A 26,952-nucleotide genomic window follows, 5' to 3' on the forward strand; every position below is an offset into this window, starting at 1 on the left:
CAAGCCGTCAGTCATGGCGCGAGGCCCGTTCCGGTAGCACGCCGGGCAGGGCCGGACAACCTCACCGGGCCTACGGCTGCGTCGCGTGTGCGGAGAGGAACGCCTCCACCAGGGGGAAGATTTCGTCCGGGGCCCGGCGGCCCAGGACCAGGTCCGCGTGCCCGTAGTCCGCCCCGAAGCCGTGGGCCTTGCCGGCGACGAGGACCTTCACCGGCCCGCCCAGGTACTCCTTGGCGCGCGCCACCGCCATGGGCGGAGCCAGCAGGTCCTTGCTGCCCGCCAGCAGCAGGAAGGGGATGGTCACCCGGGGCAGGGACTCGCGGTAGTCGAACTCGCCGTTGTAGGACGTGAAGCGGTTGGTGGTGATCCACCGCGCGAACTGGCGCCCCACGCCGCCGGCGATGTCCGCGGGCACGTTGGCCAGCGCGCGCCGCACCACCTCCGTCTCCATGTTCTCCGCCAGCATCATGTAGCGGCTCATGGGCCCCGGCGGCGCGCCGAACAGGGCGATGCTGGTGACGCGGCTGGTGGGGATGACCCGCAGCTTCAGCACCGGCTCCACCTTCTGGATGAAGGTGCGCAGGCCCGGCTGCACCGCGAAGGTGAAGGGGCTGCCCAGGGTGACGGCCGCCCGCACGGGCGCCTGCGGCGTCTTCGCCAGGTGGGCGTAGAGCATCAGCCCGCCCTTGGAATGACCAACCCAGAGCACTTCCTTCGCACCTGTGGACAAGACGGTCCGCACCGCGGTGCGCACGTCGTGCTCGGCCTGGTCATCGAAGTTGAAATCCGGGCAGTCGCCCGCCAGCCCCCGGCCCCGCAGCTCCAGCACCCACGTTTCGAAGCCGGACCGGGCCAGGTAGCGGGCCAGGCTGTACTGCTCGTCGAAGTCCATGTGGAAGCGGTTGGCCCCCAACCCGTGGCAGAGGATGACGGGCTGGGCGAAGCGCTTCTCGCCTCGGGCGTGGTAGCGGCCCAGGGCAATGGAGGCCCCGTCGTCCGTGGGCACCCGGTACAGCTCGTCCGGGCGGAAGGTGAGCGTCAGCAGCCCCTCCTTCCCGCGCACCATCGTTCGCGAAAAGAGGTCCGCCATCCGACCCAACCGTGCCACCTGTCGACGAGTCACGTCGCCAGTCTAAGCCGGACCGCGGGGCCATGCCGTGTTCATTGGTGAGCAAGCACCCGCCCGGCAGGACTGTTGCAGGGAGATGTAGGCAACGACTCGAAGGAGGTGGCATTGCGGCGGAAACCGGCTTGGAAGGAAATGTGGTCCTCCCTTTTCGCCACCGTTTTTCCCACGGATACCCTTTTGGCGGCCCTTCGGAAGATGGAGCGGCACCAGGTGCGGTTGTTGGGCGTGGTGGGGGAAGGGGGAGGGTTGTTGGGGTTGGTCAGCGAGGAGCACATCCTCGCGGCCTGGAGGGGAGATCCGCTGGCGCCGGTGTCCGGCGTCATGGCGCGGGCGGGGGTTCCCGGAGAGGCGCGGGCGGGGGCGCGGCGGTCGCGGCTCCAGGGCGCCCAGCCTCACGGCGCGGGGTGAGACGGCGGTCCGCGGGGGCGGTAGAGTGCGGCACGCCGTGCCGGACGAATCGCCCTCGTGGACTGTCTACATCCTGCGGTGCCGTGACGGCACGCTGTACACCGGCGCCACCAACGACCTGGAGCGCCGGCTGGCCACCCATGGCCGGGGGCGCGGGGCGGCGTACACGCGGGCGCGGCTGCCCGTCACCCTGGTGTGGAGCGAGGCCGCGGGGGACCGCGGCGCGGCGCTCCGGCGGGAGGCCGCCATCAAGCGACTGTCTCGCGCGGAGAAGCTGCGCATGCTGGGGCGCCCCTGAACGTTCGTGGCACGCCAGTGGGGCAATACCTCTCCCGATACAGGCGCGTTACTCTGGCGCCACCAACCAAAGGGGCCGGTTCATGTCTCACTCGTACTCGAAAGTGTTCGGGGCGCTGGTGCTGTTGGGGCTCGCTGTGTCCTGCCGGGCCAATCACGCTCCCAAGGTCTCCACGGGGCCTCGGCCTTCGCCGCAGGTCGTCGGGCCGGGGGGCGTGGTGTCCTTCGTCTTCGAGGTCGAAGACCCGGACGGGGATTCCATGACCTTCCAATGGGAGCAGCTCCCCGCGGAGCCCGCGGGCACCTTCAGCGACGCGACTGCGCGCAACCCCACGTGGGTGGCGCCCGAGGTGTCGGAGACGACGACCTTCGCCATCATGGTCACCGTGGAGGACAGCGAGGGCGATGCCATCCTGGCCCAGGGGCCGGGCGTCATCGTCCACGCGGCGGCGTCCCAGGCGCCCTGAGCGCCGCCGGGCCGCGCGTCAGGCGGTGGCGCGCGGCTCCGTGGGGGCGGCGTCTGGTCGGCCTGCACCCGGGCCTTCCGGTGTGAGCGGCGCACGACGACCACGCCCAGGATGAGGAAGAGGCCGGCGCCCACGCCCCCGCCGATGACCTGGTACGAAATCAGGTCCGCGGACGTCTTGCGGACGACCTCGGGGAGGTTGCACATCGTCTGGGTGGCGTAGGGCGTCTCGTTGTACCAGCCCAGGTAGTTGGGCCCCAACCAGGAGGCGACCACGAAGCCCAGCAGGGCGCCCGCGAGGATGAAGTTGAGCAGCGTCTTGGCGGCGTTCATCGGCAGGCACCTCGGCTGGTTGACGTCGGGGCGTGCTTAATATGTGCACGCCAGCGCTGCAAAGCGCGGAACGTGTTAAGGGGGTGGACGTGCCGCTGCTCCCGCTCGCCATCCTGTTCGCCGCTCTCGCGCTGGGCTGCGCCGCTACCCTGCTCGTCCACGCCTTCCGGCGGAGTGTGGGCACGGGGGTGATGGTGCTGCTGATTCCCTGCTACATGCTCTTCTACGCCTTCAGCCAGTTCGAGCACCGGCGCAAGGGCCTCATCGTCGCGGGCTTCATGGCCAGCACCGTGCTGGCCGCCGTGTTCCTGGGGCTGGGCCTGCACAGCCTTTCGGCGCTGGCCTCGCGCTCCCCGCCCACGGGCTTCTGACGGCGGGGCGCCCGGCGTGGAAGGCCGCGTGCGGACACCCGTCGGCGCCGTCTGCGCCACCCACCCGGACGAGGCCGCGGTGGCCACGTGCGCGCGCTGTGGTGGCTTCCTGTGCGGGGACTGCACGGAGCTGGCGGGCGAAATGCCTTACTGCGCGCCCTGCGTGGCGGTGCTGCGCAGGGAGGCGCGTCCGTCGCGGGTGATTCAGGTGGCGCTGGTGCTCAACGTGGCGGGGCTGATGTGTCTGCCATGCTCGCTGGCGTTGCCGCTGCCCACGCTGGTGGCGGGGCTGGCCGGCGTGGTGCTGGGCCTGCGGGAGTTGCGGCGCATTGCCCGGGGCGAGGGCGCCGTGCGCGGACGGACCCTGGCGCGGGTGACCACGGGGCTCGGCTGGGTGAACCTGGGGCTGGCCTCGAGCTGGCTGGCCGTCGTGTTCTGGGGCTTCGGACCTTGAGGGCCGGGCGCCGCGCTCACACGCCGCGCGCGTTCGGGTCCCACATGTACTTGTGCATCTGCAGCTGGAAGCGCACGGCGAGCCTGTCCTCGATGACCCATTCGGCGAGCTCGCGCGGGTGGAGCTTGTCGAACACGGTGGAGAACAGGCTGCCGTAGGGCTTCTGGAGCAGCTGGTGCTCGGCGATGAGCGCCTTGGCCCAGTCGTAGTCCTCGCGCGAGCCGATGACGAACTTCAGCTCGTCGTTGGCGTTCATCGACGTGAAGTTGCGGTAGTCGTTGCGCAGGTGCTCGCCCGAGGAGGGCGTCTTCATGTCGACGATTTTGTGCACCGCCGGAGGCACCAGCCGCACGTCGATGGCGCCGCTCGTCTCCAGCAGCACCTTGAAGCCGGCGTCGAGCAGCGCCTCCATCAGCGGGTAGACGCCAGGCTGGAGCAGGGGCTCGCCGCCGGTGACCTCCACCATGGGCGTGCGCAGGTCCCGCACCTCGCTGACGATGTCCGCGATTTTCCGGCGTGCGCCGCCGTGGAAGGCGAACTCGCTGTCGCAGTAGGTGCAGCGCAGGTGACAGCCCGTGAGGCGGATGAAGGCGCACAGCAGCCCGGCGTGGGAGGACTCCCCCTGGACGCTGAGGTAGATTTCCTTCACCACCACGGAGTCCGCGGTGGGGACGCGTCGGGGCTCGATGTGTGGGCGCGCTGCGGGCATGGCTTCTTCGCTGATTCGAGGGAGGCGTGCTTCAACCCCAACCTGCCGCGCCAGGTCAAGCGCGGCCTGTTGCCTCGCCTGGGGAGGGGTCAAGGGGCGGCGGGGCCCTTCACGCGCTCGACGAAGGCGTCGATGAGCTGCCGGGCGATGCTGAGCTTCGGCGGGATGCGCGGGAGGTTGTCCGGGCTGAACCAGTGGGCCTCGGAGATTTCCTTCTGGTCCACGGTGATGTCGCCGCCCGCGTACTCGGCGGTGAAGCCCACCATCAGCGAGCGGCCGAAGGGCCACGGCTGCGAGCCGAAGTAGCGGATGTTCTTCACGTCGATGCCGACTTCCTCCTTCACCTCGCGCGCCACGCACTCCTCCAGCGACTCGCCCGGCTCCGTGAAGCCGGCGAGCGTGCTGAACATGGGCTCTGGAAACTGGGCGTTGTGCGCCAGCAGCATCGTGTCGCCGCGGGTGATGAGGACGATGATGGCGGGGGCGATGCGGGGATAGAAGGGCGTCTTGTCCACCGGGCAGCGGCGGGCGCGCTCCCCCGGAACCAGATGGGTGGGCTCTCCGCAGCGGCCGCAGAAGCGGTGGGTGAGGTCCCACTCGGCAATCGCGAGCGCGCGGCCCGCCACGGCGAAGCGGGCGTCATCCACTCGCTTGAAGAGCGAGCGGGCGGCGACGGCCTTGTAGCCTTCCGGCGGGACGAAGTCCTGGGTGAACCCCGCCGCGTAGCAGTCCAAGCCGTCCAAGGCTCCCAGGTAGTGCGCGGCGGCGGCGAGCTCCGGGAAGGCCGCGCCGGTGGGAATGGCGACGCCGTCCGCATGCTCCTGGACGAGCACGTCCATGCCCCGGGCGAGGAAGAGCAGGGCGCCCTCGCGGGGCCGGTCGGGCGGGGTGTGGTCGGGGACGAAGCGGGGGTGGAGTTCACGGGGCCCACACTAACGGGCCCGGGCCGGGTGTGCAGGCGTTGCGTGCGCTTCGGCCCTGGGGTGGTGGTGGGCTCAGCGGTCCTTCTGGATGAGCTCTACCTTGTAGCCGTCCGGGTCCTCGACGAAGGCGATGACGGTGGTGCCGTGCTTCATGGGGCCGGGCTCGCGGACCACCTTGCCACCGGCCTTCCGGATGGCCTCGCACGTGCCGTGGATGTCACTGACGCCCAGGGCCACGTGGCCGTAGGCCGTGCCGAGCTCGTACTTCTCGACGCCCCAGTTGTACGTGAGCTCCAGGGCGGGGTGGGTGTCCTCGGGGCCGAAGCCCACGAAGGCCAGGGTGAACTTGCCGTCGGGGTAGTCGTGACGGCGCAGCAACTTCATGCCGATGACCCGGGTGTAGAAGTCGAGCGAGCGCTCGAGGTCACCGACGCGGAGCATGGTGTGCAGGATTCGCATGTGGGCTTCATAACGCCATCATCGCGTCGCGTCATGCGTCCCCGCCGCCTGCTGTCCGATGGCCTCAGGGCTTTTCCTCGGACTGTGCCTTGGGCGGCACCGCGAGTGTGCCCACCTCGACATGGGACGACGTCAGCGGCTTGCCGTCCGCGCCTCGTCCGCCGATGCGTGAGCCATCACCCCCGGCGTGCCACAGGCCCACCAGGACCTTTCGCTCGCCCGCGTCCCAGTCCTTCGTGGACACCGAGAAGGCGTCCCGCAGGAGCGTGTCCCGGGGCGCCTCGGCGAAGAAGTAGGTGCCGCCCAGCACCGGGTGGTCCGCGTTCTTCCGCTTGCTGCCGGGTGGGCCGGGGAAGTGGACGAAGATGCCCGCGGAGCGAGGCACCGGCCCGGTGACGCGCCAGTAGAGCACCAGGTGGAGCAGCCCTTCCGCGTCCGGCGCCGACGGTATCTCCGCGCCCACCAGCTCCACCGGCACGTCGAACCGCGCGTCCACGGGCTTCGCGGTGGGCGGCAGCGCCGCCATGCGTATCGGCGAGCCATCCGCGTTGAGGGGCACCGCGCGCGCCAGCGGCTCAGGTGACGTCGCCAGCAGCACGCCCCAGGCCACCAGCGGCACACACGCCACGCCGATGGCCGCGGGCCCCAGCCGCCCGCGCAGCCGCCAGGCCACGAAGCCCAGACCCAGCCACGCGAGCGCGGAGACCAGCGCTCCGCCCAGCCCGGAGCGCGGCAGGAAGCGCAGCACCACGCGGTGCGTCCCTTCCGCCACGCGTACGCCGAGGAGCCCGTCCTGGGACACCACCTCGCCCTCCGAGGACTTCCAGCCCGGGTGCCAGTTCTGGTTCACCAGCAGCACCGTGGGGCGCGTCGCCGTCACGTCCACCGTGACGCGGTTGGGGTCCACTCCACGCGGCGCGCGGTGCCCGCGGAGGCGTCCTCCAGGTACTCCTCCTGGGGCAGGTCGCCCCGCAGGCGCTCGGACATGGGGACAGGCCACGCTTCGCCACAGGCGATGGAACCTCGGTTGAGCGCCAGGAAGTAACCCTGTGCCCAGCGGTTGCCGCGGGCCTGGGCGAAGGGGCGCTCCGTCTCCTCGGGAACGGGGCCGGGCGCGGGCACCATCTGCGACCAGCGGCTGAGCCGGTCGAAGGCGCGCACCTGGAAGCCCCAGCCCACGGCGATGACGACGCAGGCCACCACCGCGGCGGTGGGCCACCAGGATGTCGCCGTGCGCGCGGCCGGCACGCGCCACACGCGCACCAGCAGCACGGCGAGCCCCAGCGCCACCAGCTCCGCCAGGAAGAGCCCCGCGGGCACGAGGAAGCGCTCCGGATAGCGCAGCGTTCCGAAGACGGGCAGCAGCCGCAACGCGCCGAACAGCGAGGGCACCGCGGCGTAGCCGGCCGCCATCCACACGCACAGCGCCGCCAGCACCGCCGGGTACAGCGCGCGGCGCCGGCCCACGCAGCCAGCGGAATCAGCGCGAGCACCGCGGGCGCGAGGAAGAAGTTGCCCGGGTCGCTGTAGCCGGAGCTCGCCGGCATCTGGAGCAGCATGCGCGCCAGCTCTTCGGCGGAGTTGCCCGGCGTGCCCGCCATGATGCGCGGCGCCGAGCGCATGGTCTCCACCAACGGCCACAGCCGGAACGCGCAGGCGCCCAGGGTGAACACGGCGGTGGCGCCCAGGGCCCACAGCGCGGACTTGCGCCGCGGCGTCCCGCGCAGCCCGTACAGCGTGCGCCCGGCTTCCAGCGCGACGAAGAGCGCGCCCATGGGCACCGGGTACGTGCCGCCAAAGCCCAGCAGCACCGCGAAGGTGCCGGCCACCACCGCGGCGCCCCGGAGATGGCCCTCCGCCGCGCGGCGCGTGCCCCACAGCAGCCAGGGCAGCAGCAGGAAGCCCGCGAAGTTGAGCCAGCCAATGGACCACGACAGCGCGGTGAAGCCCGCCAGGCCGAACAGCGGCGCCGCGCCGAGCGCCCCCAGCGCGGAGCCCACGCGCCGCCGCGCGTAGTGGAAGAAGCCCTCCATGCCGAGCACGAGGAAGGCCCAGAGCAGCAGCGGCTCCGCCGGCCGCGCGCCCATGAGCGCGGACACGAGCAGCGTGGGAGACGCCACGCGCGTCTGCGGACTGCCCAGCGCGTATTGCCCGCCGCAGGCCCACGGGTTCCACAGCGGGAGCTGCCCGTAGTGCGTCACCGTGCGCGTCCCCGCGTCCTCGTACGAGTGCAGCAGGTGCGCGTCGCGGAAGTCGTTCATGCCCCCGGCCTGCTGCAGCGGGCGCCGGCGGCGGCCAGCGCCAGCGCGGCGAACAGGGCCAGCCGCACGCTGGTGAGGGTGGCGGCGCGGTGGGCGAAGCGGAGCAGCCTGCGGGGAGGGGGCATCATGGGCGAGGGCGCCGGAGCTCAGTCGTAGAAGGGGCGGGGCTTGCAGGGGCTGGCGGTGGCCTTGCGCGGGGGCAGCACGGGCTGGCCGTGCAGCTCCTCGTCGATGGCGCCCAGGACGTCCGTCACCGGCACGCGGCGGCGGCGGGCCTCGTCCAGCGCCCACTGGCGCTCGGACGCGCCGAAGTCATCGTCCTGGGACCAGCGGTCGCCGGGGAAGGACTGGCGCGACTTGCGGCGCCACTCTGGCTCCTGGCTCGCGGCGGCGCGGCCCACCAGCTTGCGCTCGGCCGCGTTCAGGGTGCGTTCGCGCGGCGGCAGCTCGGCCGTGGAGGCGCGCACCACCGCGATGGCACCGCACAGCGCGAAAGCCAGCCATCCGACCTGTGCCGTTCGACGCCACCTTGCACCCATGAGGGCGCTCTACTCCAATTCAGCCCCGGCCGTCCTCATCCGCGTCGGCGTCCAGGCCATGCGGATCGGCGAGCACCCGGCGCGCTCGCTCCATCAGCTCCACCACGATTTGTCCGGCGGGCAGCACGCTCTCGATGCGCGCCATGCTGGCGCCGCTGGCAGGCATGGCCATCTCTTCCAGGTCCCCCTCGGTGTCCGGGGTGGGCACGAAGGCGCTGTGTCGCGGCACGTCGACAAGGGGGCCGCCGCCTGGGGTCCCGGGGAACAGCCGGGTGGTGCCGACGCGCTCCGGTGTCGCCATGGGCATGGGCACGCGGCCCTCACGTCCCGTCCACTCGCGCACCACGCGGTTGCGCAGCACGCGCATGCGATGACCCGGCCACTCCCGTCCGAAGACGGTGGTGACGTCCGTGTCTCCCGCATCCCCGTCGACGATGCGCTGCTTGTAGGCCGGGTGGGCATGCGCTTCCACGGAGGCCACCATGCGCGTGCCCACCCAGACGCCGTCCGCGCCATGGAAGAGGGCGCGCGCCGCGCTGAGCCCGTCGGCGATGCCACCCGCGGCCAGCACTGGCACCGAGTCCGTCAGCGCGCGCAGCTCACGCACCAGCGCCAGGGTGGGCGTGGTGCTCTGGTTGAGGCCGGACGCCTGCCGGCCCTGGGCGATGAGCCCGTCCACGCCGAGCGACAGGGCCTGCCGCGCCATGTCTCCCGACGGCGCCTGGACCCAGACCCGGATGCCCGCGGCCCGCAGCGCCGCGACCCACTCCGAGGAGGCAGGGCGCCGTGGAAGGAGACGATGGGCACGCGCCGGGCGATGCACACCTCGATGTGCTCGCGCGTGGTGGAATGCCGGCCCTCCCGCTGGGCCATGAGGAAGTTCACGCCGAAGGGGCGCCGCGTGCCTGCCTGGATGGTCTGGAGCCGGACATCCAGGACGTCCGCTGGTTCCGGCGCGGCGCCGAGCATGCCCACGCCGCCCGCTTCCGATACGGCGATGACCAGCGGCGGCAGCGACACGAAGGCCATGCCGTCGCTGACGAATGGATAGTTCACCCCCAACTCACGCGTCAGCCGCGTGTGCAGGGTGTTGCCTTCCAGGACATAAATCGGAGGCCGCCGGGGCTCAGGACTCGAGTCACTGCGCTCGTCGTCGGGCTCGGATTCACGGGAAGAGGGCGGGGAACGTCCGTCATTCGCTCCGTTCATCGGGTCTCCTGAAGCTGGCGGGCTCTTCGGCTTCTCCAAGGTTACCAGCAACCCTCTCGACCTAGAGGCGGGGAGCGGAAGAGGGCCTTCCAGGTTGGTTGCCGGGTAACAGCCGCGCGCCGGGCTTGGAGAGTACGGGACTTGAACCCGGGGGTAGTGCAATAGCAAACCCCAGGCAGGACGCGCTGTTACCCGCTATCGCCTTGATCTCACGTCGGTTCGTTGTGCCCGCCCTATCCCTGTCTCGCCCCGTCTTGTCCCGTTCTCAGCCCCGCTGGAGGGGCACACTGGGGGCACATGCGGCCCACCAGGGGCAACTCCCAACAAGCAGCCGCGGTGCGCTGGCGCTGGAGCGGCTGTCACGAGCGGAGGACGGCCGCATCGCCTATCGGATGAAGCGCCCGCTGCCGGACGGCACCACGCACCTGCTCTTCACCGGGCTGGAACTGTTACGGCGTGTAGCGTCCCTGGTACCTGCGCCTCGGGCAAACCTCACGAGATTCCACGGCGTCTTCGCTCCAGGCGCCAGACTGCGGCCATTTCTGGTCCCTCAAGCAGGTGCGCAGGAGGCGAGCGCGGGCATGAGGCAGCGGCCAGGAAGGAGCGGGTGAAGGAGAGGACACCGCGAGTGGACTTACGCCGAGTTGCTCAGGAGGACGTTCGACATCGACGTGTTCGGCTGCGTGAGGTGTGGAGGCAGGCTTAAGGGTGTTGGCGAACGTGAAGGGGGCCCCCGGGGAGCGGGCGATTGTGGAGCACCTGGGCTTGCCCACGGCCTGTGCGAGGTTGGCCCCGGCACGAGGGCCACCCCAGGCCGTGTGGTGTTGAGGCTCAAGACAGCCAACAGGCCAAGGCTGCTGCCACGCACCTGATGGGAGCGCGGCCTGGGCAGGCGTGTGCCCCAAGGGGGCTCAAGCGGCCTGTCCACCGGCCGGGAGCATCGCTCGGGCGGCCCCGTCAGCGGCCCTCCTCGGCCCCTCTGCACCCTCCCTCCCTCAACAGGGCCCCCATTCCTCTTATGCGCCTGTGTTGACTGGCTTTCCGATAGACTCAATAATTGTAGACAATGATTGAAACAGCACGCTTGTTCGTAAAAAAATGGACGCCCGATATGGCAGAGGCTTTCTTGGATCTTTCGCAAGATCCAGGATTCACGTTGTTTCCCATCACAGATTATCGCCAAAGCAGTGTTGAATCTGCGCGCCAATGGATCGAAAAAAATGTGGGCAAGTATGCGGTGCTTGAAAAAGCCACTGGCAATTTGATCGGCATGGGTGGACTGACTCCTTGGAAGTTAGAGAATGAAAGTCTCGTCGATCTCACATATCGTTTACGAAACTCCGCTCACGGTAAAGGCTATGGTTATGAGCTTGCGCAAGCTTTAGTAAATTATGGCTTTCATAATTTGCAACTCAAGCAGATCACGGCAGCGATCACTCCCGACAATATTCCCTCTATAAAATTGGCAGAGAAATTGGGAATGAAGTTTGATTGCCGAATTGAGTTATTGGGTGTTCCGACTGATCTCTTCAGGCTTTTTAACCAGGAGCAAAGATGAGCGAGAATGAATTAATCACAGGAAAATGTCTTTGCGGATCGGTGATTTGAGGCTTTCGCACCGGCAAAGACTTTTGAAGCTTGTTATTGTGGAATTTGCAGAAAATGGGGCGGTGGTCCCGCGCTGACTGTGGATGCTATGCGCCACTACGACGGGACCGGGAGCGTGGACTACCGCGTGGCGGACGCCTACGTCCTGCCCTTCGACGACGGGTGCTTCGACGTCGTCACCTGCATGGACTTCCTGGAGCACGTGGAGGAGCCCGCGCGCGTGGTGGCGGAGGCAGCGCGCGTCCTGGCCCCCGGAGGCCTGTTCTTCTTCCATACGTTCAACCGCAACTGGCTCGCCGGACTCATCATCATCCAGGCGGTGGAGTGGTTCGTGCCCAACACGCCCGACCACCTGCATGTGCTGAGACTCTTCATCACCTCTGAGGAACTCCAGGGCCACTGCGAGGCGGCCGGCCTGCGCACGCGGGAGCAGGTGGGGTTGCGGCCCCACTGGCGCTCCCGTGCGTTCTTCCAATCCCTGCTCACCCGGCGGGGGCCTCCGACTTCCGCTTCGTCTTCACGCCGTCGCTGCACCTGTCCTACCTGGGCTTCGCCGTGAAGCCGCCCGCCCTCCCGACCTGAGTCCACCGCCGCGCGAAGGCGCGGTTTCATCTCCCTTTCCGGCGCGACGCCAGGAGGGACGCGGAGCCACGCATGCCCCACGCCGCCCAGGAACTCCTTCCCACCCTCATCCGACTCGCGAGCGCGGTGCCAGGGCAGTCCTGGTCCCAGCAGGACCTCTACGAACAGATCTTCCGTCCCTGGTACCGGCGACTGCCCGACGCGGAAGCGATCTTCCAACGCTCGGGCGTGGAGCGCCGCGGCCTCTACCTGGACTCCTTCGAGGCCATGAGCACGCCGAGGATGCCCACCGGGGACCGGATGCGGCTGTGGAAGCAGGGCGCCCTGGAGCTGAGCCGACGCTCGATGACGGAGGCGCTCGCGGGCTTCGACACCACACGTTCGCTGGGGAGCCTGGTGATGGTGAGCTGCACCGGCTACGACACCCCGTCACCGGACCTGTTGCTGGCGGCGGAGCTCGGCCTGTCCCCCACCCTGCGCCGGACCTTCGTCGGACACATGGGCTGCTTCGCGGCGTTCAACGGACTCAAGGTAGCCCTGGATGCGCTGGCCGCCCGCCCGGACGAGGCCGCGCTCGTCGTGTGCACTGCCCGCCGGGGAAATGGACCCAGAATCACTCTTTGCCACGGGTGCATCGCTGGACTCCGACGGCGATGGTGTCGCCAATGCGGACGACAACTGCATCGTGACCGCGAATCCGGGACAGGCGGACCTCAATGGCAATGGACTCGGGGATGCCTGCGAGCCTGCCTCCGCCGCGACCGACTTGTCAGCGACGATTTCCGCCTCGCCATCGACGGCACAAGTGGGCTCCAACCTCACGCTGACGCTCACCGTGACAAATGGCGGAACCAGTCCCGAAGGTCAGGTCTTCCTCTCACAGGTCCTGCCCGACGGCGTGACCTTCGTCTCTGTGACGTCCTCGCAGGGAAGCTGCCAACGCAACGGTTCGGCGGTAGGCTGTGATCTGGGGGCATTGGGCGCGAGCGCCAGCTTGACCGTGACGGTGGTCTTGCAGCCGCTGAGCATTGGGATCATCACCACCTCCGTGGAGGGCACCAGGTCGCTGGTGGACATCGGTCCAAGTCCGATGTCCACCGGGGGCTCCTATTCCCCCTGGTCAGCGAGGCCGTCGGTGAGACTGGAATCAAAGGTGCGAAGGGGGCTGAGAACAGCCGCATTGCTCCTGCTCCTCGCCGGAGGATGCCGGAGCCCATCCCTGCTCACCGACGGGCGAACCCATGAAGCCCTCCCCGGACAGGAAGCCTCGCCCGCCAGGCGCATGGGCGGAGGGCCCTGGCTGCTTCAGGTCCGCAAACAGGACTTGTGGGTCCGCACCCCTGCTGGGGACAGCGAGTACGCACTGACACGGACCGGGCGGGTGGTGGCCACCCGCCCCTACGGAAACGGGCTGGGATGGAGCGGCGTCGCCATCTCTCCCGATGGGCGCCAGGTGGCCTATGTCGAACGCCCGGAAGCGCAGGAGCACGAATCCCCGGGCCGATGGGCCGTCCTGTGGATCGTCAATTCGGATGGCTCGGGTCGACGCATGCTGCTGGACCTTCGCGAGCACGCGCTGACTCCGGGGCCGTTCCGCGCGGGCCCCATCCTCTGGTCCTCGGATGGCGCCCGGATCGCATTCTCCCTGGAGTCCTTCGCGCGAACCGGTCCGGAGTCGCGGCCCTGCCCGCTCGCGGAGGTCCACACGGTGGAGGTGGGTTCGGGCAAGGTGGAGCGGCTCTTCGAGAGTCCAACGCACGGGATGCTCACCCCCCGAGGGTGGAGCGCACAGGGGACCGTCTCCTTCTCGCTGCTCTCCTGTGAGGCAACCGCCGAGGTCGGGAAGGACGGCCGCTTCTTCGAATTCGAGCCAGGAAGAGGCATACGAGACACGCACGCGCGCGGTGCGGTTTCCTCCGACGGGGTGCATACGCTCCTGCTGCCAGCGACACCGGAAGCCGGGGTTCCCACCGCATTGCTGGATGGAAGGAAGGTGGATGCCCCTTCCGAGGTCGACACCCGACTCCTGCGCCACGTGGCCTGGATGCAGCACCAACCCGTGGCCTATCTCACGACCTACTCAGGACAGCCTCGCTCCTGCGCCTTCGACCGTGTGCCCGCGCCAGCGCTCTTCCAGGCGAACTTCGACGCGTCGCGACCGGGCATCGAGCCGAGAACGGGACTGGGTGGACTCATGGTCCTCGCGTTCTCACCCGACGACGCACACGTCCTCGCCGCGACGGTCCTGCTGCGCTCCCAGGCAAGCGAGGTGTGCTGGCCGGACACCTTCGATTCGCTCCTGGTGATGGAACGCGTCCAGTTGCAGAACAGCCCCACCCTGACCGCGCTCTCCGCTTCCAGCATCCGGCTCGACGTGCCGGCATCGCAGATGGGACCAGAGCTTCAGGGCTTCGTGGGCTGGGTGCGGTAGCACTCGAACCCACGAAGAACGCAATTTTTCGGCTCGGCCTTGCAAGCAACGCCTCACTACCATGCGCTGGTGCCGGAAGGCGTCTTCGTGCCGGGGGAGGGCGGCGAGCGCTTCGAGGTGTTGCCGCCGCCCACGCAAGGACCTGCATGCCAACGACAGGCAGGGACTGGAACGGCGATGCCGCTACGGGGCGCGCGGTGCGCTGGCGCTGGAGCGGCTGTCACGAGCGGAGGACGGCCGCATCGCCTATCGGATGAAGCGCCCGCTGCCGGACGGCACCACGCACCTGCTCTTCACCGGGCTGGAACTGTTACGGCGTGTAGCGTCCCTGGTACCTCCGTCTCGGGCAAACCTCACGAGATTCCACGGCGTCTTCGCTCCAGGCGCCAGACTGCGGCCATTTCTGGTCCCTCAAGCAGGTGCGCAGGAGCGGTGTGCCGGTGGCCATCACCGCGTGCGCCCTGACCGACGGAGACTTCGTGAACAGGTTCCAGCCGCCCGTGGACATCGGCTGCGTGCCGGATGACCTGGGCCAGGGTTGTGGAGCCGCGCGAGCCGATCGCGTGTTGACGGTCAACCTCGACGCAGCTCGCCCTGCATCGCTGCTGGTGGTGCGCGGCATCACCGCCGATGTGGTCGCCGAGATCTCGGTCGACGGCGAGTCCTGGGCAGGCGTTGGAATGGACGGCATCGTCGGATCGTTCATCCCCGCGACCAGCGCCCGCTACATCCGCCTGCGCAGCAAGGCCGACAACGGCGGGCTGCTGCTGAGTCTGACCGAGCTCTCGCTGTGGTGACGCCGTCCCCAAGGCATCGGTGCGCTGGCTGAGCGATGGCGCATCCCTGCGGTCGACGGTCGAGATACCAAGAGTGCGCTTGCAGGGCGAGCGGGCGGACGAGCGGACGCTGTCAGGGCGCAAGGCAGCTCGAGCGTTGACATCCACGGTCAAGTCTGGTGAAGGTTTGACCCCATAGGAATCCGTTCTCGCGCGCTCAGGTATGCGAAACGCTCCTGCGTCGATGGCGCCCTCGCTCGCGTCCGACGTTCCTTGCCCCGGCCTCTGCGCCGCTCGGCATTCCATCCACCCGGAGTCCACGGACTCCGGTGCATGGGGCGCGTGCGCCCACGTGCATGAACCTGCGGGACGGTCGCCGGCGCCCAGCTGCGCCGGGCAGCTCCCCTGCTCGAGGTGTGTCCAGATGGCTCTTCGTGTCGCGATCATCGGAGCTGGCCCCAGCGGCTTGGCCCAGTTGCGTGCGTTTGAATCCGCTGCCCGCAAGGGAGCGGAGATCCCGGAAATCGTCTGCTTCGAGAAGCAGGAGGATTGGGGCGGGCTCTGGAACTACACGTGGAGGACCGGCCTGGGACGCTACGGCGAGCCGGTGCACGGCAGCATGTACCGGCACCTGTGGTCGAACGGTCCGAAGGAGGCGCTCGAGTTCGCCGACTACTCCTTCGACGAGCACTTCGGCCGGCCGATCCCGTCCTATCCGCCGCGCGAGGTGCTCTACGACTACATCCGCGGGCGGGTGGAGAAGTGCGACGTCCGCAAGTACATCCAGTTCAACACCATCGTTCGTTGGCTCTCCTGGTCCGAGGAGACCCGGAAGTTCACCGTGGTGGTCGACGACCTCGCCAAGCGCGAGGTCCGCGAGGAGTCGTTCGACCGCGTGGTGAACGCAACCGGCCACTTCTCCACGCCGAACGTGCCCTTCTTCGAGGGCATCGACTCCTTCCCCGGTCGCGTGCTGCACGCGCACGACTTCCGCGGCGCCGAGGAGTTCGCGGGAAAGAATCTCCTGCTGATCGGGAGCAGCTACTCCGCCGAGGACATCGGCGTGCAGTGCCACAAGCTGGGCGCGAAGTCGGTGACCATCAGCTACCGGTCCGCCCCCATGGGCTTCAGGTGGCCCATGGGCATGAAGGAGGTACCACTGGTGAAGCGGTTCGAGGGGAACCGCGCGCACTTCGCGGATGGGACCTCCGCGACGCTCGATGCGGTCATCCTGTGCACGGGTTACCAGCACAAGTACCGCTTCCTTCCCAATGCGCTGCGCCTGGAGAGCCACAACCGGCTCTACCCGCCGGGGCTCTACAAGGGCGTGTTCTGGCAAGGCCAGCCGGAGCTCGCCTACCTGGGGATGCAGGACCAGTACTACACCTTCAACATGTTCGACGCCCAAGCATGGCTGGTGCGCGACGTGATCATGGGGCGCACCGCGCTGCCGTCCGCCGAGGAGCGCGAGGCGGACATCGCGGCGTGGGTCGAGCGCGAGGAGGGGATTCAGGATTCGTTCGGGGCGGTGGACTTCCAAACCGCCTACATCCGGGACCTGCTCGACCGCACCGACTACCCGGGCTTCAGCGTGGAGAAGGTCGCGGAGCTGCTGAAGCAGTGGCTGCGCGACAAGCAGGAGGACATCCTCGGCTACCGCGACCGCACCTTCACGTCGATCGTCACCGGAACCCGCGCCACGCCGCACCGTCGCAAGTGGATGGACGAGCTGGACGACTCGGCGGAGAGCTTCCTCGCCGAGGCCCCGGTGCGCAGGACCGGGTGAGGGGCCCCGGAGGGATGGGCCCCGGCGCCGGGGCCGCGCGGCCAAGAAGCATCGCTCGACGATGACCTCCTTGGGCCTTCCGCCGCCGGCATCCCTACAGGCGGCAATGGGCGTTTCCGTGCAGGCATTGGCGTAGACGGGGCGACAGGTCCGCAGCGGTGGACCCGGCGGCGTGGAGGGCCTCGTCTTCGGCGGAGCGCTCGAGGCCCTCCGCTGCGGAGAGACGCGCGAAGGCGCAACGGAACGGGGCCTCAGGGTTCCTCCATTCCCGGAGCTCTCGCGCCACCTCGCCAACTCCTGCGCGTGCAGTCACCGGGTCCGGATGGAGAACGGCGACGCGTCCGGCCATCGTCTCGTATCGCCCGGAGACCCGAGAAGTCCCCAGCGCAGATGTGGACCTGCTTCACGCATCCCCGCGCGGGCGCTCATCGTGTGGCCGGCGGAGGTGTTGGAGCCGCAGGCGTTCCCGGACCGCATCGCCGCTGCGGCGGGCTCGGTGGTGGCGCTGAGCGGGCCGCACACGCTGGAGGAGGTGGAGCGCGAGCACACGCTGCGCGTCATGGCCTCCGCGCCCACGCTGGGCGAGGCCGCCAGGGTGCTCGGCATCGACGCGCTCACACTGTGGTGCAAGTGCAAGGAGTACGAGTCCGGAGGCAAGGGCGAGGGCTGAGCGCACCGCATGGCGCGAGCAGCCCTCGCCGCGGACCGGTCTCAGCCGGCGACTCCGGCGGACCAGCGCTGCGTGAGGTACAGCTCCACGAGCTGCGCAGTGGTGAGCTCGTGCTCCTCGCCCACCTGGGTGCGCTCGGTGGTGACCCCCACCTCGGCGCCGACCACGCCGGCGTGAACCCCGACACCGATGTCACCGTTCACAGTGGTCTTGTCCTGCACGGTGGCCTTGATGTCGACCTTGCCGCCAAGCTGCGTCACCGCCTGACCCACGTCGCCGTTGGCGATGCTGGTGAACGCGCCGCTGTTCGCGATGTCCTCGAGGTTGCCGCTGATTTCCACATTCACCTCGCGGCCCATGCTCCCGCCCAGGCCGAGCGCCTGCGCGGAGCCCTGGCGCGAGTCGGTGAGCGTCACCTTCACCTCGCTCGACTGGCCCAGCTGTTGCGCGGCGCTCTTCGGGTCCCTCAGGAAGTCGTCCAGGTTGAAGTTCCCCGACAGGTCGATGCTCTGCTCCAGCTCCACCTTGAGCGACCCCTCGACTCCGGCCGAGGCACTCGTCGGCAGCGACGCGCTGGGGCCGCCCTTGCCCTGGCTCGGAACCCCCAGGCCCACGTTCGCGCCCACGTCGGCCGAAACGTCCTGCGACTGGGTGAGCGTCAGCGACGTCGGCTTGCCCCCTCCATCTCGATGCGCGCCGTGGTGGACTGGTTGATGTCCACGCCCGCGCTCGCGCCCGCGCCGAGCACGTCCTGCAGGCCCTTCATGCCCAGCTCGCCCGCGAGGTTCCCCTCCGCGCCCAGCTCGAACTCCACCGCGCTCACATTGTCGCGCAGGCCCGCCAGCTCCGACCGCGGGTCGCCCAGCACGAAGTTCAACCCCAGGCCCAGCAGGGGGTTCTGCCCCGAGGCGCCCGACACGGCGGCGTTGGCCGCGATGATGCCAGCGGCGCGCTGGGCCTCCTCCAGGGTGTCGAACTTGTACTCCACCGTGCCGCCCGCGGTACCGAACACGCTGGCGCCCGCGTCCGCCGCCCCCTTGCCGCCCATCTTCCCGATGATGCCCGCCCCCACATCTCCGCTGGCGGAGACGGTGTAGCCCCCGCCATCCTCGGCGCTACGGCTGACGGTCAGGTCACCCTTGCCGGTGATGCCGACGGCGCAGACATCCACCTCGGCATTGAGGCCCACGGAGACGCTCTCGCCCGGCTTGAGCTGTTCCACCTGCGTGTTGAAGTTGAGCGCGTCCTTGGCCGCGCCCACGGTCTTCGCTGAGTCGCGCACCGCGCCGGCCGCGCCCTGGAGGATGCCCCCGGCGAGGTCCTGGGCGAAGTCCTGCACCGGATTCTGCGCCGGCGCGTCCTGGATGGCCTGCCCCAACTGGTCCAGCCCGTTGGCCAAGACGTCCGTCGCCTTGCCCAGCTCCTCGCCCACCTTCTGGGCCGTGTCATTAATCGCTTCGCCCGCCTTGGACCTCAGGTCCTCGAAGAAGTCGCCCACCGTCTCGCGGTCCTTCTGCTTCACGTCGCGCCCGCTGTCGCCCGGCGCCTCGTGTCGCTCGAAGACGTCCTGCGTGTGCTTCTTGGCGACCGACTCAATCTGCTCCGTGGTCTTCGTCGCCGTCGCCGCCGCCTCCGCGGCCTTCTTCGCGGCTGCCTCCGCGGCCTTCTTCGCGGCCGCCTCCGCCGCGCGCTTCGCCGCTTCCGCCGCGCGTCGAGCGGCATCCGCCGCGCCACCGATGATTCCGCCGATTCCCATGGGATGTCCTGGTTGGGGCGGGCGTCCGCGTCCTCCTGCTCCTCACGGAGTGAGGCGGGCACCGCCGGTTCACTGGGGTTGGGGTGGGAGCGCGAGGGGTGTCATGAAGCGAGTCGCCCGTTCGCGCGGGAGTGCGAGGCATGCCGCCCCGACACGCCCTCCTCGAGCTTCAGCAACGGCCTTCGTCCTCTGGACGCATGCGGGTTCAGCACCATGGACTGAGGCCCCCCGCGAGATGCGAGGACGTGGACCACGACATGGAAGGCTCCTGCCCGGGGGATGGGCATTCGCATCGAGGAACTTCCGTCATTTTCCTGAGGCTGCGGCGAAAGTTTCGTCGGTTCTTGAGAATTCGGCGGCGGGCCCTGTGGCTCTTTGAGCCTCCCGCCGCGGCCCAGCGGAAGCGCTCCCCTGTCCCCTCCTCGCACGGGACGGGGGCACGGCGAGGCGCGCGATTGCCGCGGCAGGGGCGCATGCGGACCGTTGGGGAGCGACCCCATTGAAAGGAGCGCACCCGTGGACGTCATCGGCCTGTTGAGTCAGCAGCACCGCGAAGTCGACGCACTGTTCCTGGCGTTCCGCAACGCCTCGGACGACACGAGCCGCAGGGAATTGTGCATCCCGCTCGCGGAGGCGCTCATGCTGCACTCCACCATCGAGGTGCGCTGGGTCTCCCCGAAGGCCTCGCGGGTGGTGGGCGACGAGAAAATCGAGCACGCGGAGTAGGAGCACCAGGAGATGACGAAGCTCCTGGGGGACATCGTGCGGATGCGCGACGACATGAGCGCGGTGAAGGCCAAGGTCGGCGCGCTGGAGACGGTGGTCAAGCGACACATCGCGGACGAGGAGAAGAACATCCTCCCGCAGGTGGCCAGGAACATCACCGAGAAGGATCTCGGCATGTCCTGCAAGGACCTGGTCCGCGATGCCTCCCGGATTCGGCGTGAGGAGATGAGGGACTGGGGCGGCGCGTCCCTCTGACGCCAGCCTTCGCGGCGCACCCCGGGGTGTCGCGGCGTCCTGCTCCGACACCACCGGGCCTCTTCGTCTCGCGCCTCGCGACGGCGCCCCCGCCGACGGCTCCCGGCGGGGTGAACCAGAACGTGCTGCCCCGACCTGGCGCGCTGACCACGGCCACATTGTCGCGAGCCAATCCAGCCCGAGTCTTCGCGACCTGGTCCGATGTGGAGACCAAGGCCCAGTGGTTCATCGGGCCGCACGAGCGGTGGACGCCCGGGAAGCGCGAGCGTCCCTCAAGCAGGTGCGCAGGAGGCGAGCGCGGGGTATGAGGCAGCGGCCAGGAAGGAGCGGGTGAAGGAGAGGACATCGCGAGTGGACTTACGCCGAGTTGCTCAGGAGGACGTTCGACTTCGACGTGTTCGGCCGCGTGGGGTGGGGAGGAAGGCTCAAGGGTGTTGGCGAACGTGAAGGGGCCCCGGGGTGCGGGCGATTGTGGAGCACCTGGGCATGCCCACGGCCTGTGTGAGGTGGGCCCCGGCACGAGGGCCACCCCAGGCCGTGTGGTGTTGAGGCTCAAGACAGCCAACAGGCCAAGGCTCCTGCCACGCACCTGATGGGAGCGCGGCCTGGGCAGGCGTGTGCCCCAAGGGGCTCAAGCGGCCTGTCCACCGGCCGGGAGCATCGCTCGGGCGGCCCCGTCAGCGGCCCTCCTCGGCCCCTCTGCACCCTCCCTCCCCCTCAACAGGGCCCCCATTCCTCTTATGCGCCGAGGGGGCCGTCGAGGGGTTGAAGGGACTGGGCCTCCCGGAGGCGTACAAGGCCGCTGTGCTGGCGCATCGCGATGCGCTCAACCTCTATCGGACCTCGAACCGCAACTGGACCTACTTCAGCCCCGCCGCGGCCATCTCCGCCGGAGAGCGCACGGGGCGCTTCCGGCTGGGGGAGGACCAGCTCGTGGTGGACGCGGAGGGACAGAGCTGCATCTCCTACGAGGACTACGCGCTCGCGCTGCTGGACGAGGTGGCGCTGCCCCGGTTCGTGAAGCGGCGGTTCACCATCGGGTATTGAGCGGCGCAGCTACTCGTCCAGCTCCGCGCGCGAGCGGCTTCGGGGCTCCAGTCCCAGGGCAATCTCCTTCAGCTCGAAGGTCAGCTCCCGGATGGGAAAGGGCCGCACGTTGCCGAGGACAATCACCGTCAGCTGGTCCTCGGTGTAGTGGTGGAGGTTGGAGAGGAACCCATCCATGGAGCCGCCGTGCCGCACCAGCACGCCGCGCTCCTTGCCGCCGGGGCTCCGCTGGTACTGCTGAATCCGGAAGCCATAGCCGTAGTAGCCGAGCGCGCGACTCTCTCCCGTGAAGAGCCGCTTCCTGCTCGGGGCGGATACCAGCCCCGAGCCGAAGAGCGCCTGGTCCCAGGCGTACAGGTCATCCACCGTCGAGTAGATGTCTCCGGAGCCCAGGGCATAGGAGACGTTGTTCTCGTCGCGCGAAATGCCCAGCAGCTCCTTCGCGTAGCCGAAGGCCCGCTTGGGCGGAACGTTCGTGCTTCGCTCGATGCCCGAGTCCGTCATCCCGAGCGGGCCGAACGTCTTCTCCTGGAGCACCTCCGCGTAGCGCTTGCCCGTGACGGCTTCGATGATGAGGGCCGCGAGGTGGTAGTTCAGGTTGGAGTACTCGTGCTTCGCTCCGGGCTTGAACGAGACGCGCGCGGTGTTGATGAGCCGCAGGATTTCCGCCGAGGAGACATCCGTCTCGGCTTCACGTTCCACCAGCGAGTCCAGATGAGTGGGCAGGCCGGACTGGTGCTTGAGCAGCAGGTGGAGCGTCAGGCTCTTGCCCAGGTCCGCGCGGAGCTTCGGTAGATAGCGGGAGATGGGGACGTTCAGGTCCAGCGTGCCCGCGTCCACCAACTGCATGACCGTCACGGCGGTGAAGGACTTGGTCAGCGAGCCAATCAGGAACTGGGAGTCGACCTGGTTGGCGCGCCGGCCCTTCTCGTCCGCCAGGCCATAGGCGGCACGATGAAGCACCTTCCCGTCCTTCCCGACGAGCACCGCGCCTCGGAAGCCCTCCTTGTCGACATAGGACTGGAGGTGGGCATCCAGCTTCGCGGTGATGGAGGCCTGGGGCGCGCCCAGTGCCTGGGAGCTGAAGCACGCGACGGCGAGAATCGAGAGGAGCGGAGCGCGGAAGGACATGTCGGGTATGGGGCCTAGTTGTTGGACCAGATGACGGAGGCAATCTTCCAGCCGGTGCCCGTATTCACCAGGTGCCAGCTCTCCTGGCCGCGATTGATGACGCGCTCGCCCAGGTGGAAGGTGAACTCGAAGGAGACCGAGGCGATGGTGCCGTCCGTGTCGACGCGGACGTTGGTGAACTTCTCCTCGCTACGCTCCGGGTCCGCCACGATTTCATCGATGAACGTCGTCGGGTTCTGCCGTGCATCGAGCTTGAGCCGGGTGGCCTTGGGGTTCTTCTGGAGGCGGCGCTTCAGGAGCTCCTCTCCATCGACGGACTGCCACGTGGCGTCCTCGCGCAGGAACAAGCCGAGGAACTTCTTCCGGTCCTTCTGGATGATGGCCTCGCGGAAGTCGTCGACCACGGCGGTGATTTGCTGCCGGGCGACGGCGGTGTCCTTGAGTTTCTCCTCGGCGAAGGCGGGCAGGGACACAAGGCAGGTGAGCAGCAGGAGCGACAGCTTCACGAAGGACTCCGAGGCGAGGTGGCGGGGTGTGTTCGCGCGGCCGGCCAGCAACCCGGGCACCTCGCGATTATTCCGTCGCCTGACCTCATGAAGCAGGAATGGCCCGGCCTGAACGAGCGCCGGGCCATCCCTGTCCACGCGTCACCGACGCGCCCGCCTCATTCGCAGGGGTTGCCGTTCAGCGTGCAGTTGCTCCCTCAAGCAGGTGCGCAGGAGGCGAGCGCGGGGCATGAGGCAGCGGCCAGGAAGGAGCGGGTGAAGGAGAGGACATCGCGAGTGGACTTACGCCGAGTTGCTCAGGAGGACGTTCGACTTCGACGTGTTCGCCTGCGTGAGGTGTGTGGAGGCAGGCGGCGGGTGTTGGCGTACGTGAAGGGGGCCCCGGGGTGCGGACGATTCTGGAGCACCTGGGCTTGCCCACGGCCTGTGCGAGGTTGGCCCCGGCACGAGGGCCACCCCAGGCCGTGTGGTGTTGAGGCTCAAGACAGCCAACAGGCCAAGGCTGCTGCCACGCACCTGATGGGAGCGGGGCCTGGGCAGGCATGTGCCCCAAGGGGCTCAAGCGGCCTGTCCACCGGCCGGGAGCATCGCTCGGGCGGCCCCGTCAGCGGCCCTCCTCGGCCCCTCTGCACCCTCCCTCCCCCTCAACAGGGCCCCCATTCCTCTTATGCGCGCGTGACGTCGATGACCGGTTGGATGCTCCTGCTGTTGGCGATGCTCGCGCCGATCGGCGTGCAGGCCCAGACCCCCGAGGCCGCGGTGGTCGAGGCGGTTGCCCAGGACGCGCACGCCAGCTTCGCTTCGACGCTCGCCATGCCTCCCGCTGACGGCGAGGCGCAGCGCGCAGGCACCTCGCTCCTGGGCGTGAACCTGCCTCGCTTCGCGGTCGCGTCGCTGAGTGGGGCCGCCGGCGGAGCGCTCCTGGGCACGGGTGGCTACCTGATCGCCAATCTCGCGATGTGCGAGGGACGGATCCAAGGCTTCTTCTCCTTCGCGGCACTCGTCACGGGCGGCACCATCGGTGCCGGGCTGGGCCTGCTGGGCGGGACCCTGCTGGTGGGCCACTGGATGGCGGCGATGGCGCTTGGTGGGGCGTGCTGGTGGGCATGGCCGTCGGCATGACCGTGGGCACGACGACCATGCAGCTTCTCGATCCCTCTCACGCCGGCACCGTGTTCGATGCGACGCCCGTGGGCACGGTGCTGCTCGGCGCGCTCGGCTACGAGCTGACCTCCCACCACAGCGCGAAGCAGTTTCGCTCCACGCGGCTCTCCGTCGCGCCGACGTTGCTCCCGGGCAGCCGCGGCACGGTGAGCATGGGCGTTGCGCTCAACGGCACCTGGAACTGAGCGCGCCCGCGCGGCGATGTGGCGGGTCGGCGCGGTTCACCCGCGTCCGGTCCGGCGCGTCGGCGTCCCTCAGGGCGCGGCGGCCAGCGCCTGGGCCTTGGCCCTTCGGCCCCGCCACCAGAGCGCCAGGGTGATGGGAGAGACGAGCACCAGCATCATCAGCGAGCCGACCACCGCGCCCGCAGTGAGCGCTGCGGCGAAGCGAAGCGCGGCGCCGAGGCCCGCTCGGTGGGGACCCGCTCCGATCCCGAGCTCCGCGCGCAGGTCCTCGACGTTGCGCTCGAGCAGCGCCTCGTAGTCGCGCCCGTAGGTGGACTGCTCGTCGAGCCCGCGGACGAACGCGCGCCAGGTGCGCACCGGGGCCGTCAGCAGCCCCCCCGGTCATGCCCGAGAGGTTGAGCACCCAGGCCGCGTGGAAGTCGCCGCAGCCCGCGCCGATCTCCCACGCGGAGATCTCGAACTCGCCCGTGAGGTCGGTGCGATAGCCGGTGAGGACGTGGTGCAGATCGTGGAAGCGCACCGCGCGCTTGCGAGCCTCGGTGTTGGGGAGTGGGAAGGGGAGGGGGCCGAGCTTGAAGTCGACCCAATCGGACGCGTACCCGCCGTCCTCTCCGAAGCCGCTCTCGTCGAAGTAGCGTCGCAGCGCCGTGGCCATGGTCTCCATCGCGTGGACTCCCTCGCAGCGGGCGCAGCTGCCCCGCGGGTTCGCAAGGAGTCTGACGCGGAGACCTCCGTGCCGCACGTCGCGTCCGAGGAGAGGCATCAGGCCCGGCGATGCGCGCGGGGACCGGTGCTCATGCTCTGGCCCGCGGGGGTGCCTGGGCTTCAGGCGGGACGCCGTGTGTACGACCGCGTGAACGGGGGCACTGAGCGCGAGCTCCCAACTCGGAACAGCAAGGCCGGCCATGGGGACGTGCCCCACGACCGGCCTTGCTCCTCGGCGTGTCGACGCGGTCCTATTTCAGGGGCACGCGCTTGAGCTTGAAGGGCGAGGGGCTCTCGCTCATCGTGAAGTAGCTCGCGCCGTTGGCCTCGTACTCGATCGCCTCACCCTGGCCCTCGGTGGTGTCGGTCAGCGTGACGGGCGTCGCGAAGACGGCCGACTCGAAGCCAAGTCCCGGCGTCGAACGGAACTCGTAGACAGTGCGGTAGGTGCGAAGGAGGAAGCGATCCGCGCATGGGTGGATCGCCGCCGCGGTCGCGGCCGAGAAGTTGGCGTCTCCGTTCAGCGGCAGCTGGATCGTGTGGACGTGGATCAGCGTGGCCTGCACGCCCGGCGTCAGCGGCTGGGGGAACTTGTACACGCCGCTCTGCCCCGTGCCCCCGTTCTTGGTGACGACGTAGATGTCCCCGGTGGTGGGGTGCACCATCAGCGACTCCGCGTCCTTCGCGCCGTCCGGATAGACGAACGGGAAGGCCTCGGCGACGAGCCCCCCCGAGGTCTGGCCGTTGGCGAGATCCGGCTCGGGCACGCGGTAGATCGTGAACGACGTGGGGCTGCCACCCGGAGGGAAGTTGGCGCTCCACTTCCCGATGTCACCAATGAAGATGCACGAGCCGCTCGGGCAGGGCCCGGTTGCGAGGTCCTCCCAGTCGGCCGGCGTCACGTTGGTCACGTTGAACGTGCCGATCGTGCTCGCGTTGAGCGTGTCGATCGCGACGATCGCGGTGGTGTCCTCGTTGTGCACGTAGAGCGCGTTGCCGACCACGCGGCTCGCGGCCAGGCCCGAGGGCTCCACGATTTCCGGCGCGGTCACGGTGCCCTGGAGCGTGAAGGTGCTCGCGTACGTGTCGCCGACCATGCAGGTGGGGGCGTTGGCGGCGCGCAGGACGATCACGTGCGCGGTGTTGGTCTGCACGAACGCGGAGCTGCCGGAGAGGCCCGTCTGGAGGCCCGGCGCGGTGAGCGACCGGTAGGCCGCATTGAAGAGCAGCCCGTTGGTGTGACCCAGGCACGCGTCGAAGGCCTCGGTGAAGCCGAGCGGCGGCTCGATGCCGGTGGCAGGGCAGGTGGCGTCCGGCCAGACCTGTGAGCCGTACCAGACGGCGAGGCCACCCGCGCTGCCGGTCACCACGTCGGGCACGGTGAACGACGCGGAGTCGCCGTTCTTCTGGCCTGCGTGCACGTCGATGGGCTGGACCGGATCGACGCCGCTGAAGGCCTCCACGCTCCCCGCCATGTGGGTGGTCGCGTCCAGTCCGAACGCGTAGCTCGCAGGCTCGGAGGCGCCCGCGACGCGGTAGAAGATCCAGGTGCGGATGGCCCAGGCGCTCTGCTCCGAGCGCAGGAACGTCCAGCCGGCGGGCGGCGTGACGGTCGCGGAGATGTTGTTGCGCACGGTCACCCGCGCGATGAGCGCGTCGTTGGCCTCGGTCCCCGACGGCTTGGGGATCGACAGCGAAGCGATCGACAGGCCGCTGTGGTGCGAGCTCCCACGCAACGCGACCCCGAGGACGGCGCGACCTCGGCGCGGCGAAGGGCGACGACCTGCGCGACGTTGGTCTCGGCGAACGTCGAGCTCCCGTTGAACGGTCCCTGGAGGCCGGCACCGGCGAGGGGCATGAAGGCGGCGTTGAAGACGAGGCCCTGGGACGAGGACACCAGGCAGGTGTCGTAGGTCTCGGCGAAGCCCACGGGGGCTCGATCGCCGGGGTCGGACACGCGGCGCCGGTCCACGCCTGCGCGCCGAACCAGACGGCAGCCCCGCCCGCGGTCGAGGTGCTCAGCTGCGGCGTAGTGAAGGCCGTCGAGCCGCTGTTGCTCTTGCCGG

The 26,952-nt window shown here is 69.2% G+C and carries 35 protein-coding genes and 3 pseudogenes; 21 read left to right on the forward strand and 17 right to left on the reverse strand.

The annotated features are described in order from the left end of the window. Positions 1–70: 70 nt before the first annotated feature. On the reverse strand, positions 71–1,090 hold the full coding sequence (locus QEG98_RS02800) for an alpha/beta fold hydrolase (RefSeq protein WP_316565645.1): 1,020 nt from the start codon (positions 1,088–1,090) through the stop codon (positions 71–73). Between the two features lie 171 nt (positions 1,091–1,261). Here QEG98_RS02800 and QEG98_RS02805 point away from each other — a divergent pair, with 171 nt between their 5' ends. Next, positions 1,262–1,537 carry a CBS domain-containing protein gene (locus QEG98_RS02805; RefSeq protein ID WP_316565646.1) on the forward strand — a complete coding sequence of 92 codons (276 nt, stop codon included), beginning with the start codon at positions 1,262–1,264 and terminating at the stop codon, positions 1,535–1,537. Positions 1,538–1,562: 25 nt separating this feature from the next. Then, complete coding sequence (locus tag QEG98_RS02810) at positions 1,563–1,835, forward strand: GIY-YIG nuclease family protein (RefSeq protein WP_011550605.1); 273 nt, start codon at positions 1,563–1,565, stop codon at positions 1,833–1,835. A 153-nt stretch (positions 1,836–1,988) separates the two neighbouring features. Here QEG98_RS02810 and QEG98_RS02815 read toward each other — a convergent pair whose 3' ends face one another. Continuing rightward, on the reverse strand, positions 1,989–2,633 hold the full coding sequence (locus QEG98_RS02815) for a hypothetical protein (protein WP_316565647.1): 645 nt from the start codon (positions 2,631–2,633) through the stop codon (positions 1,989–1,991). A gap of 32 nt (positions 2,634–2,665) precedes the next feature. On the opposite strand from QEG98_RS02815, the gene QEG98_RS02820 reads away from it, so the two are divergent. Next, the gene (locus QEG98_RS02820) at positions 2,666–3,004 is read left to right on the forward strand and encodes a hypothetical protein (RefSeq protein WP_410477933.1); all 339 of its coding nucleotides are present in this window, start codon (positions 2,666–2,668) and stop codon (positions 3,002–3,004) included. A gap of 28 nt (positions 3,005–3,032) precedes the next feature. Continuing rightward, positions 3,033–3,458: a hypothetical protein gene (locus QEG98_RS02825; RefSeq protein WP_244171441.1), complete on the forward strand. Its 426-nt coding sequence runs from the start codon at positions 3,033–3,035 to the stop codon at positions 3,456–3,458. 16 nt (positions 3,459–3,474) lie between these two features. On the opposite strand, the gene QEG98_RS02830 is transcribed toward QEG98_RS02825, so the two are convergent. The 5 genes from QEG98_RS02830 to QEG98_RS02850 all read right to left on the reverse strand — a co-directional run bounded on the left by QEG98_RS02830 (position 3,475) and on the right by QEG98_RS02850 (position 7,016). Next, positions 3,475–4,167 carry a radical SAM protein gene (locus QEG98_RS02830; RefSeq protein WP_090486520.1) on the reverse strand — a complete coding sequence of 231 codons (693 nt, stop codon included), beginning with the start codon at positions 4,165–4,167 and terminating at the stop codon, positions 3,475–3,477. A gap of 89 nt (positions 4,168–4,256) precedes the next feature. Then, positions 4,257–5,006 carry an NAD(+) diphosphatase gene (nudC, locus tag QEG98_RS02835; RefSeq protein ID WP_316565649.1) on the reverse strand — a complete coding sequence of 250 codons (750 nt, stop codon included), beginning with the start codon at positions 5,004–5,006 and terminating at the stop codon, positions 4,257–4,259. A 156-nt stretch (positions 5,007–5,162) separates the two neighbouring features. Further along, positions 5,163–5,549, reverse strand: coding sequence for a lactoylglutathione lyase (gloA, locus tag QEG98_RS02840; protein WP_090486514.1), 387 nt, complete (start codon positions 5,547–5,549; stop codon positions 5,163–5,165). A 64-nt stretch (positions 5,550–5,613) separates the two neighbouring features. Then, a complete protein-coding gene (locus QEG98_RS02845) occupies positions 5,614–6,429 on the reverse strand; it encodes a hypothetical protein (protein WP_316565650.1) in 816 nt (271 codons plus the stop codon). Further along, positions 6,426–7,016, reverse strand: a complete 591-nt coding sequence (locus QEG98_RS02850) for a hypothetical protein (RefSeq protein ID WP_316565651.1) — start codon at positions 7,014–7,016, stop codon at positions 6,426–6,428. The genes QEG98_RS02845 and QEG98_RS02850 overlap by 4 nt, the downstream gene beginning before the upstream one ends. Before the next feature lie 90 nt (positions 7,017–7,106). On the opposite strand from QEG98_RS02850, the gene QEG98_RS02855 reads away from it, so the two are divergent. Both QEG98_RS02855 and QEG98_RS02860 read left to right on the forward strand, forming a co-directional pair. After that, positions 7,107–7,565, forward strand: a complete 459-nt coding sequence (locus QEG98_RS02855) for a hypothetical protein (RefSeq protein WP_316565652.1) — start codon at positions 7,107–7,109, stop codon at positions 7,563–7,565. A gap of 15 nt (positions 7,566–7,580) precedes the next feature. Beyond that, positions 7,581–7,742 carry a hypothetical protein gene (locus QEG98_RS02860; RefSeq protein WP_316565653.1) on the forward strand — a complete coding sequence of 54 codons (162 nt, stop codon included), beginning with the start codon at positions 7,581–7,583 and terminating at the stop codon, positions 7,740–7,742. 64 nt (positions 7,743–7,806) lie between these two features. Here QEG98_RS02860 and QEG98_RS02865 read toward each other — a convergent pair whose 3' ends face one another. The 4 genes and pseudogenes from QEG98_RS02865 to QEG98_RS02880 all read right to left on the reverse strand — a co-directional run. Beyond that, positions 7,807–7,938, reverse strand: a complete 132-nt coding sequence (locus QEG98_RS02865) for a hypothetical protein (protein WP_316565654.1) — start codon at positions 7,936–7,938, stop codon at positions 7,807–7,809. Between the two features lie 18 nt (positions 7,939–7,956). Then, on the reverse strand, positions 7,957–8,349 hold the full coding sequence (locus QEG98_RS02870) for a hypothetical protein (protein WP_316565655.1): 393 nt from the start codon (positions 8,347–8,349) through the stop codon (positions 7,957–7,959). A 19-nt stretch (positions 8,350–8,368) separates the two neighbouring features. Continuing rightward, positions 8,369–9,172 carry a nitronate monooxygenase gene (locus tag QEG98_RS02875; protein ID WP_316565656.1) on the reverse strand — a complete coding sequence of 268 codons (804 nt, stop codon included), beginning with the start codon at positions 9,170–9,172 and terminating at the stop codon, positions 8,369–8,371. An 86-nt stretch (positions 9,173–9,258) separates the two neighbouring features. Further along, a pseudogene (locus QEG98_RS02880) lies at positions 9,259–9,558 on the reverse strand (nitronate monooxygenase); the annotation flags it as partial. Between the two features lie 224 nt (positions 9,559–9,782). Here QEG98_RS02880 and QEG98_RS02885 point away from each other — a divergent pair. The 10 genes and pseudogenes from QEG98_RS02885 (at position 9,783) to QEG98_RS02925 (ending at position 17,411) form a co-directional block, all read left to right on the forward strand. After that, positions 9,783–10,169, forward strand: coding sequence for a transposase (locus tag QEG98_RS02885; protein WP_316567812.1), 387 nt, complete (start codon positions 9,783–9,785; stop codon positions 10,167–10,169). A gap of 455 nt (positions 10,170–10,624) precedes the next feature. Beyond that, positions 10,625–11,116, forward strand: coding sequence for a GNAT family N-acetyltransferase (locus QEG98_RS02890; RefSeq protein ID WP_316565657.1), 492 nt, complete (start codon positions 10,625–10,627; stop codon positions 11,114–11,116). A 138-nt stretch (positions 11,117–11,254) separates the two neighbouring features. Beyond that, a complete protein-coding gene (locus QEG98_RS02895; protein ID WP_316565658.1) occupies positions 11,255–11,725 on the forward strand; it encodes a methyltransferase domain-containing protein in 471 nt (156 codons plus the stop codon). A 368-nt stretch (positions 11,726–12,093) separates the two neighbouring features. Beyond that, positions 12,094–12,276 (forward strand): annotated as a pseudogene (locus QEG98_RS41575) (type III polyketide synthase); the annotation flags it as partial. A 73-nt stretch (positions 12,277–12,349) separates the two neighbouring features. Beyond that, positions 12,350–12,748: pseudogene (locus QEG98_RS41580) on the forward strand (DUF11 domain-containing protein); the annotation flags it as partial. Between the two features lie 282 nt (positions 12,749–13,030). Continuing rightward, complete coding sequence (locus QEG98_RS02905) at positions 13,031–14,179, forward strand: hypothetical protein (protein ID WP_316565660.1); 1,149 nt, start codon at positions 13,031–13,033, stop codon at positions 14,177–14,179. 61 nt (positions 14,180–14,240) lie between these two features. Next, on the forward strand, positions 14,241–14,705 hold the full coding sequence (locus tag QEG98_RS02910) for a transposase (RefSeq protein ID WP_316565661.1): 465 nt from the start codon (positions 14,241–14,243) through the stop codon (positions 14,703–14,705). Beyond that, positions 14,620–14,976 (forward strand): hypothetical protein, encoded by a 357-nt coding sequence (locus QEG98_RS02915; protein ID WP_316568078.1) that lies wholly within the window; start codon positions 14,620–14,622, stop codon positions 14,974–14,976. Before QEG98_RS02910 ends, QEG98_RS02915 begins: the two co-directional genes overlap by 86 nt. A 403-nt stretch (positions 14,977–15,379) precedes the next feature. Next, entirely contained in the window at positions 15,380–16,741 is a 1,362-nt protein-coding gene (locus QEG98_RS02920) for a flavin-containing monooxygenase (protein WP_140860276.1), read from the forward strand. 322 nt (positions 16,742–17,063) lie between these two features. Further along, positions 17,064–17,411, forward strand: a complete 348-nt coding sequence (locus tag QEG98_RS02925; RefSeq protein ID WP_316565662.1) for a hypothetical protein — start codon at positions 17,064–17,066, stop codon at positions 17,409–17,411. Positions 17,412–17,452: 41 nt separating this feature from the next. On the opposite strand, the gene QEG98_RS02930 is transcribed toward QEG98_RS02925, so the two are convergent. Both QEG98_RS02930 and QEG98_RS02935 read right to left on the reverse strand, forming a co-directional pair. Next, on the reverse strand, positions 17,453–18,037 hold the full coding sequence (locus QEG98_RS02930; protein ID WP_316565663.1) for a hypothetical protein: 585 nt from the start codon (positions 18,035–18,037) through the stop codon (positions 17,453–17,455). Positions 18,038–18,069: 32 nt separating this feature from the next. Next, entirely contained in the window at positions 18,070–19,167 is a 1,098-nt protein-coding gene (locus tag QEG98_RS02935) for a hypothetical protein (protein ID WP_316565664.1), read from the reverse strand. A 516-nt stretch (positions 19,168–19,683) separates the two neighbouring features. On the opposite strand from QEG98_RS02935, the gene QEG98_RS02940 reads away from it, so the two are divergent. The 3 genes from QEG98_RS02940 (at position 19,684) to QEG98_RS02950 (ending at position 21,195) form a co-directional block, all read left to right on the forward strand. Further along, positions 19,684–19,893 carry a hypothetical protein gene (locus QEG98_RS02940; RefSeq protein ID WP_316565665.1) on the forward strand — a complete coding sequence of 70 codons (210 nt, stop codon included), beginning with the start codon at positions 19,684–19,686 and terminating at the stop codon, positions 19,891–19,893. A 12-nt stretch (positions 19,894–19,905) separates the two neighbouring features. After that, a complete protein-coding gene (locus tag QEG98_RS02945; protein WP_316565666.1) occupies positions 19,906–20,148 on the forward strand; it encodes a hypothetical protein in 243 nt (80 codons plus the stop codon). A gap of 765 nt (positions 20,149–20,913) precedes the next feature. After that, positions 20,914–21,195 carry a hypothetical protein gene (locus QEG98_RS02950; protein WP_316565667.1) on the forward strand — a complete coding sequence of 94 codons (282 nt, stop codon included), beginning with the start codon at positions 20,914–20,916 and terminating at the stop codon, positions 21,193–21,195. Between the two features lie 9 nt (positions 21,196–21,204). Here the strand turns inward: QEG98_RS02950 and QEG98_RS02955 are convergent, their stop codons facing one another. Then, on the reverse strand, positions 21,205–22,326 hold the full coding sequence (locus QEG98_RS02955; RefSeq protein WP_316565668.1) for a serine hydrolase domain-containing protein: 1,122 nt from the start codon (positions 22,324–22,326) through the stop codon (positions 21,205–21,207). A gap of 14 nt (positions 22,327–22,340) precedes the next feature. Further along, positions 22,341–22,832 carry a hypothetical protein gene (locus tag QEG98_RS02960; protein ID WP_316565669.1) on the reverse strand — a complete coding sequence of 164 codons (492 nt, stop codon included), beginning with the start codon at positions 22,830–22,832 and terminating at the stop codon, positions 22,341–22,343. A 696-nt stretch (positions 22,833–23,528) separates the two neighbouring features. Here QEG98_RS02960 and QEG98_RS02965 point away from each other — a divergent pair. Then, entirely contained in the window at positions 23,529–23,954 is a 426-nt protein-coding gene (locus tag QEG98_RS02965; RefSeq protein ID WP_316565670.1) for a hypothetical protein, read from the forward strand. Then, on the forward strand, positions 23,939–24,181 hold the full coding sequence (locus QEG98_RS02970) for a hypothetical protein (protein ID WP_316565671.1): 243 nt from the start codon (positions 23,939–23,941) through the stop codon (positions 24,179–24,181). Before QEG98_RS02965 ends, QEG98_RS02970 begins: the two co-directional genes overlap by 16 nt. Before the next feature lie 69 nt (positions 24,182–24,250). On the opposite strand, the gene QEG98_RS02975 is transcribed toward QEG98_RS02970, so the two are convergent. Next, on the reverse strand, positions 24,251–24,538 hold the full coding sequence (locus QEG98_RS02975) for a hypothetical protein (protein ID WP_316565672.1): 288 nt from the start codon (positions 24,536–24,538) through the stop codon (positions 24,251–24,253). 599 nt (positions 24,539–25,137) lie between these two features. After that, positions 25,138–26,622 carry a cell wall anchor protein gene (locus QEG98_RS02980; RefSeq protein ID WP_316565673.1) on the reverse strand — a complete coding sequence of 495 codons (1,485 nt, stop codon included), beginning with the start codon at positions 26,620–26,622 and terminating at the stop codon, positions 25,138–25,140. Positions 26,623–26,952: the final 330 nt, after the last annotated feature.

The sequence above is a fragment of the Myxococcus sp. MxC21-1 genome, from assembly GCF_032612255.1.
GTDB classification, from domain to species: domain Bacteria; phylum Myxococcota; class Myxococcia; order Myxococcales; family Myxococcaceae; genus Myxococcus; species Myxococcus virescens.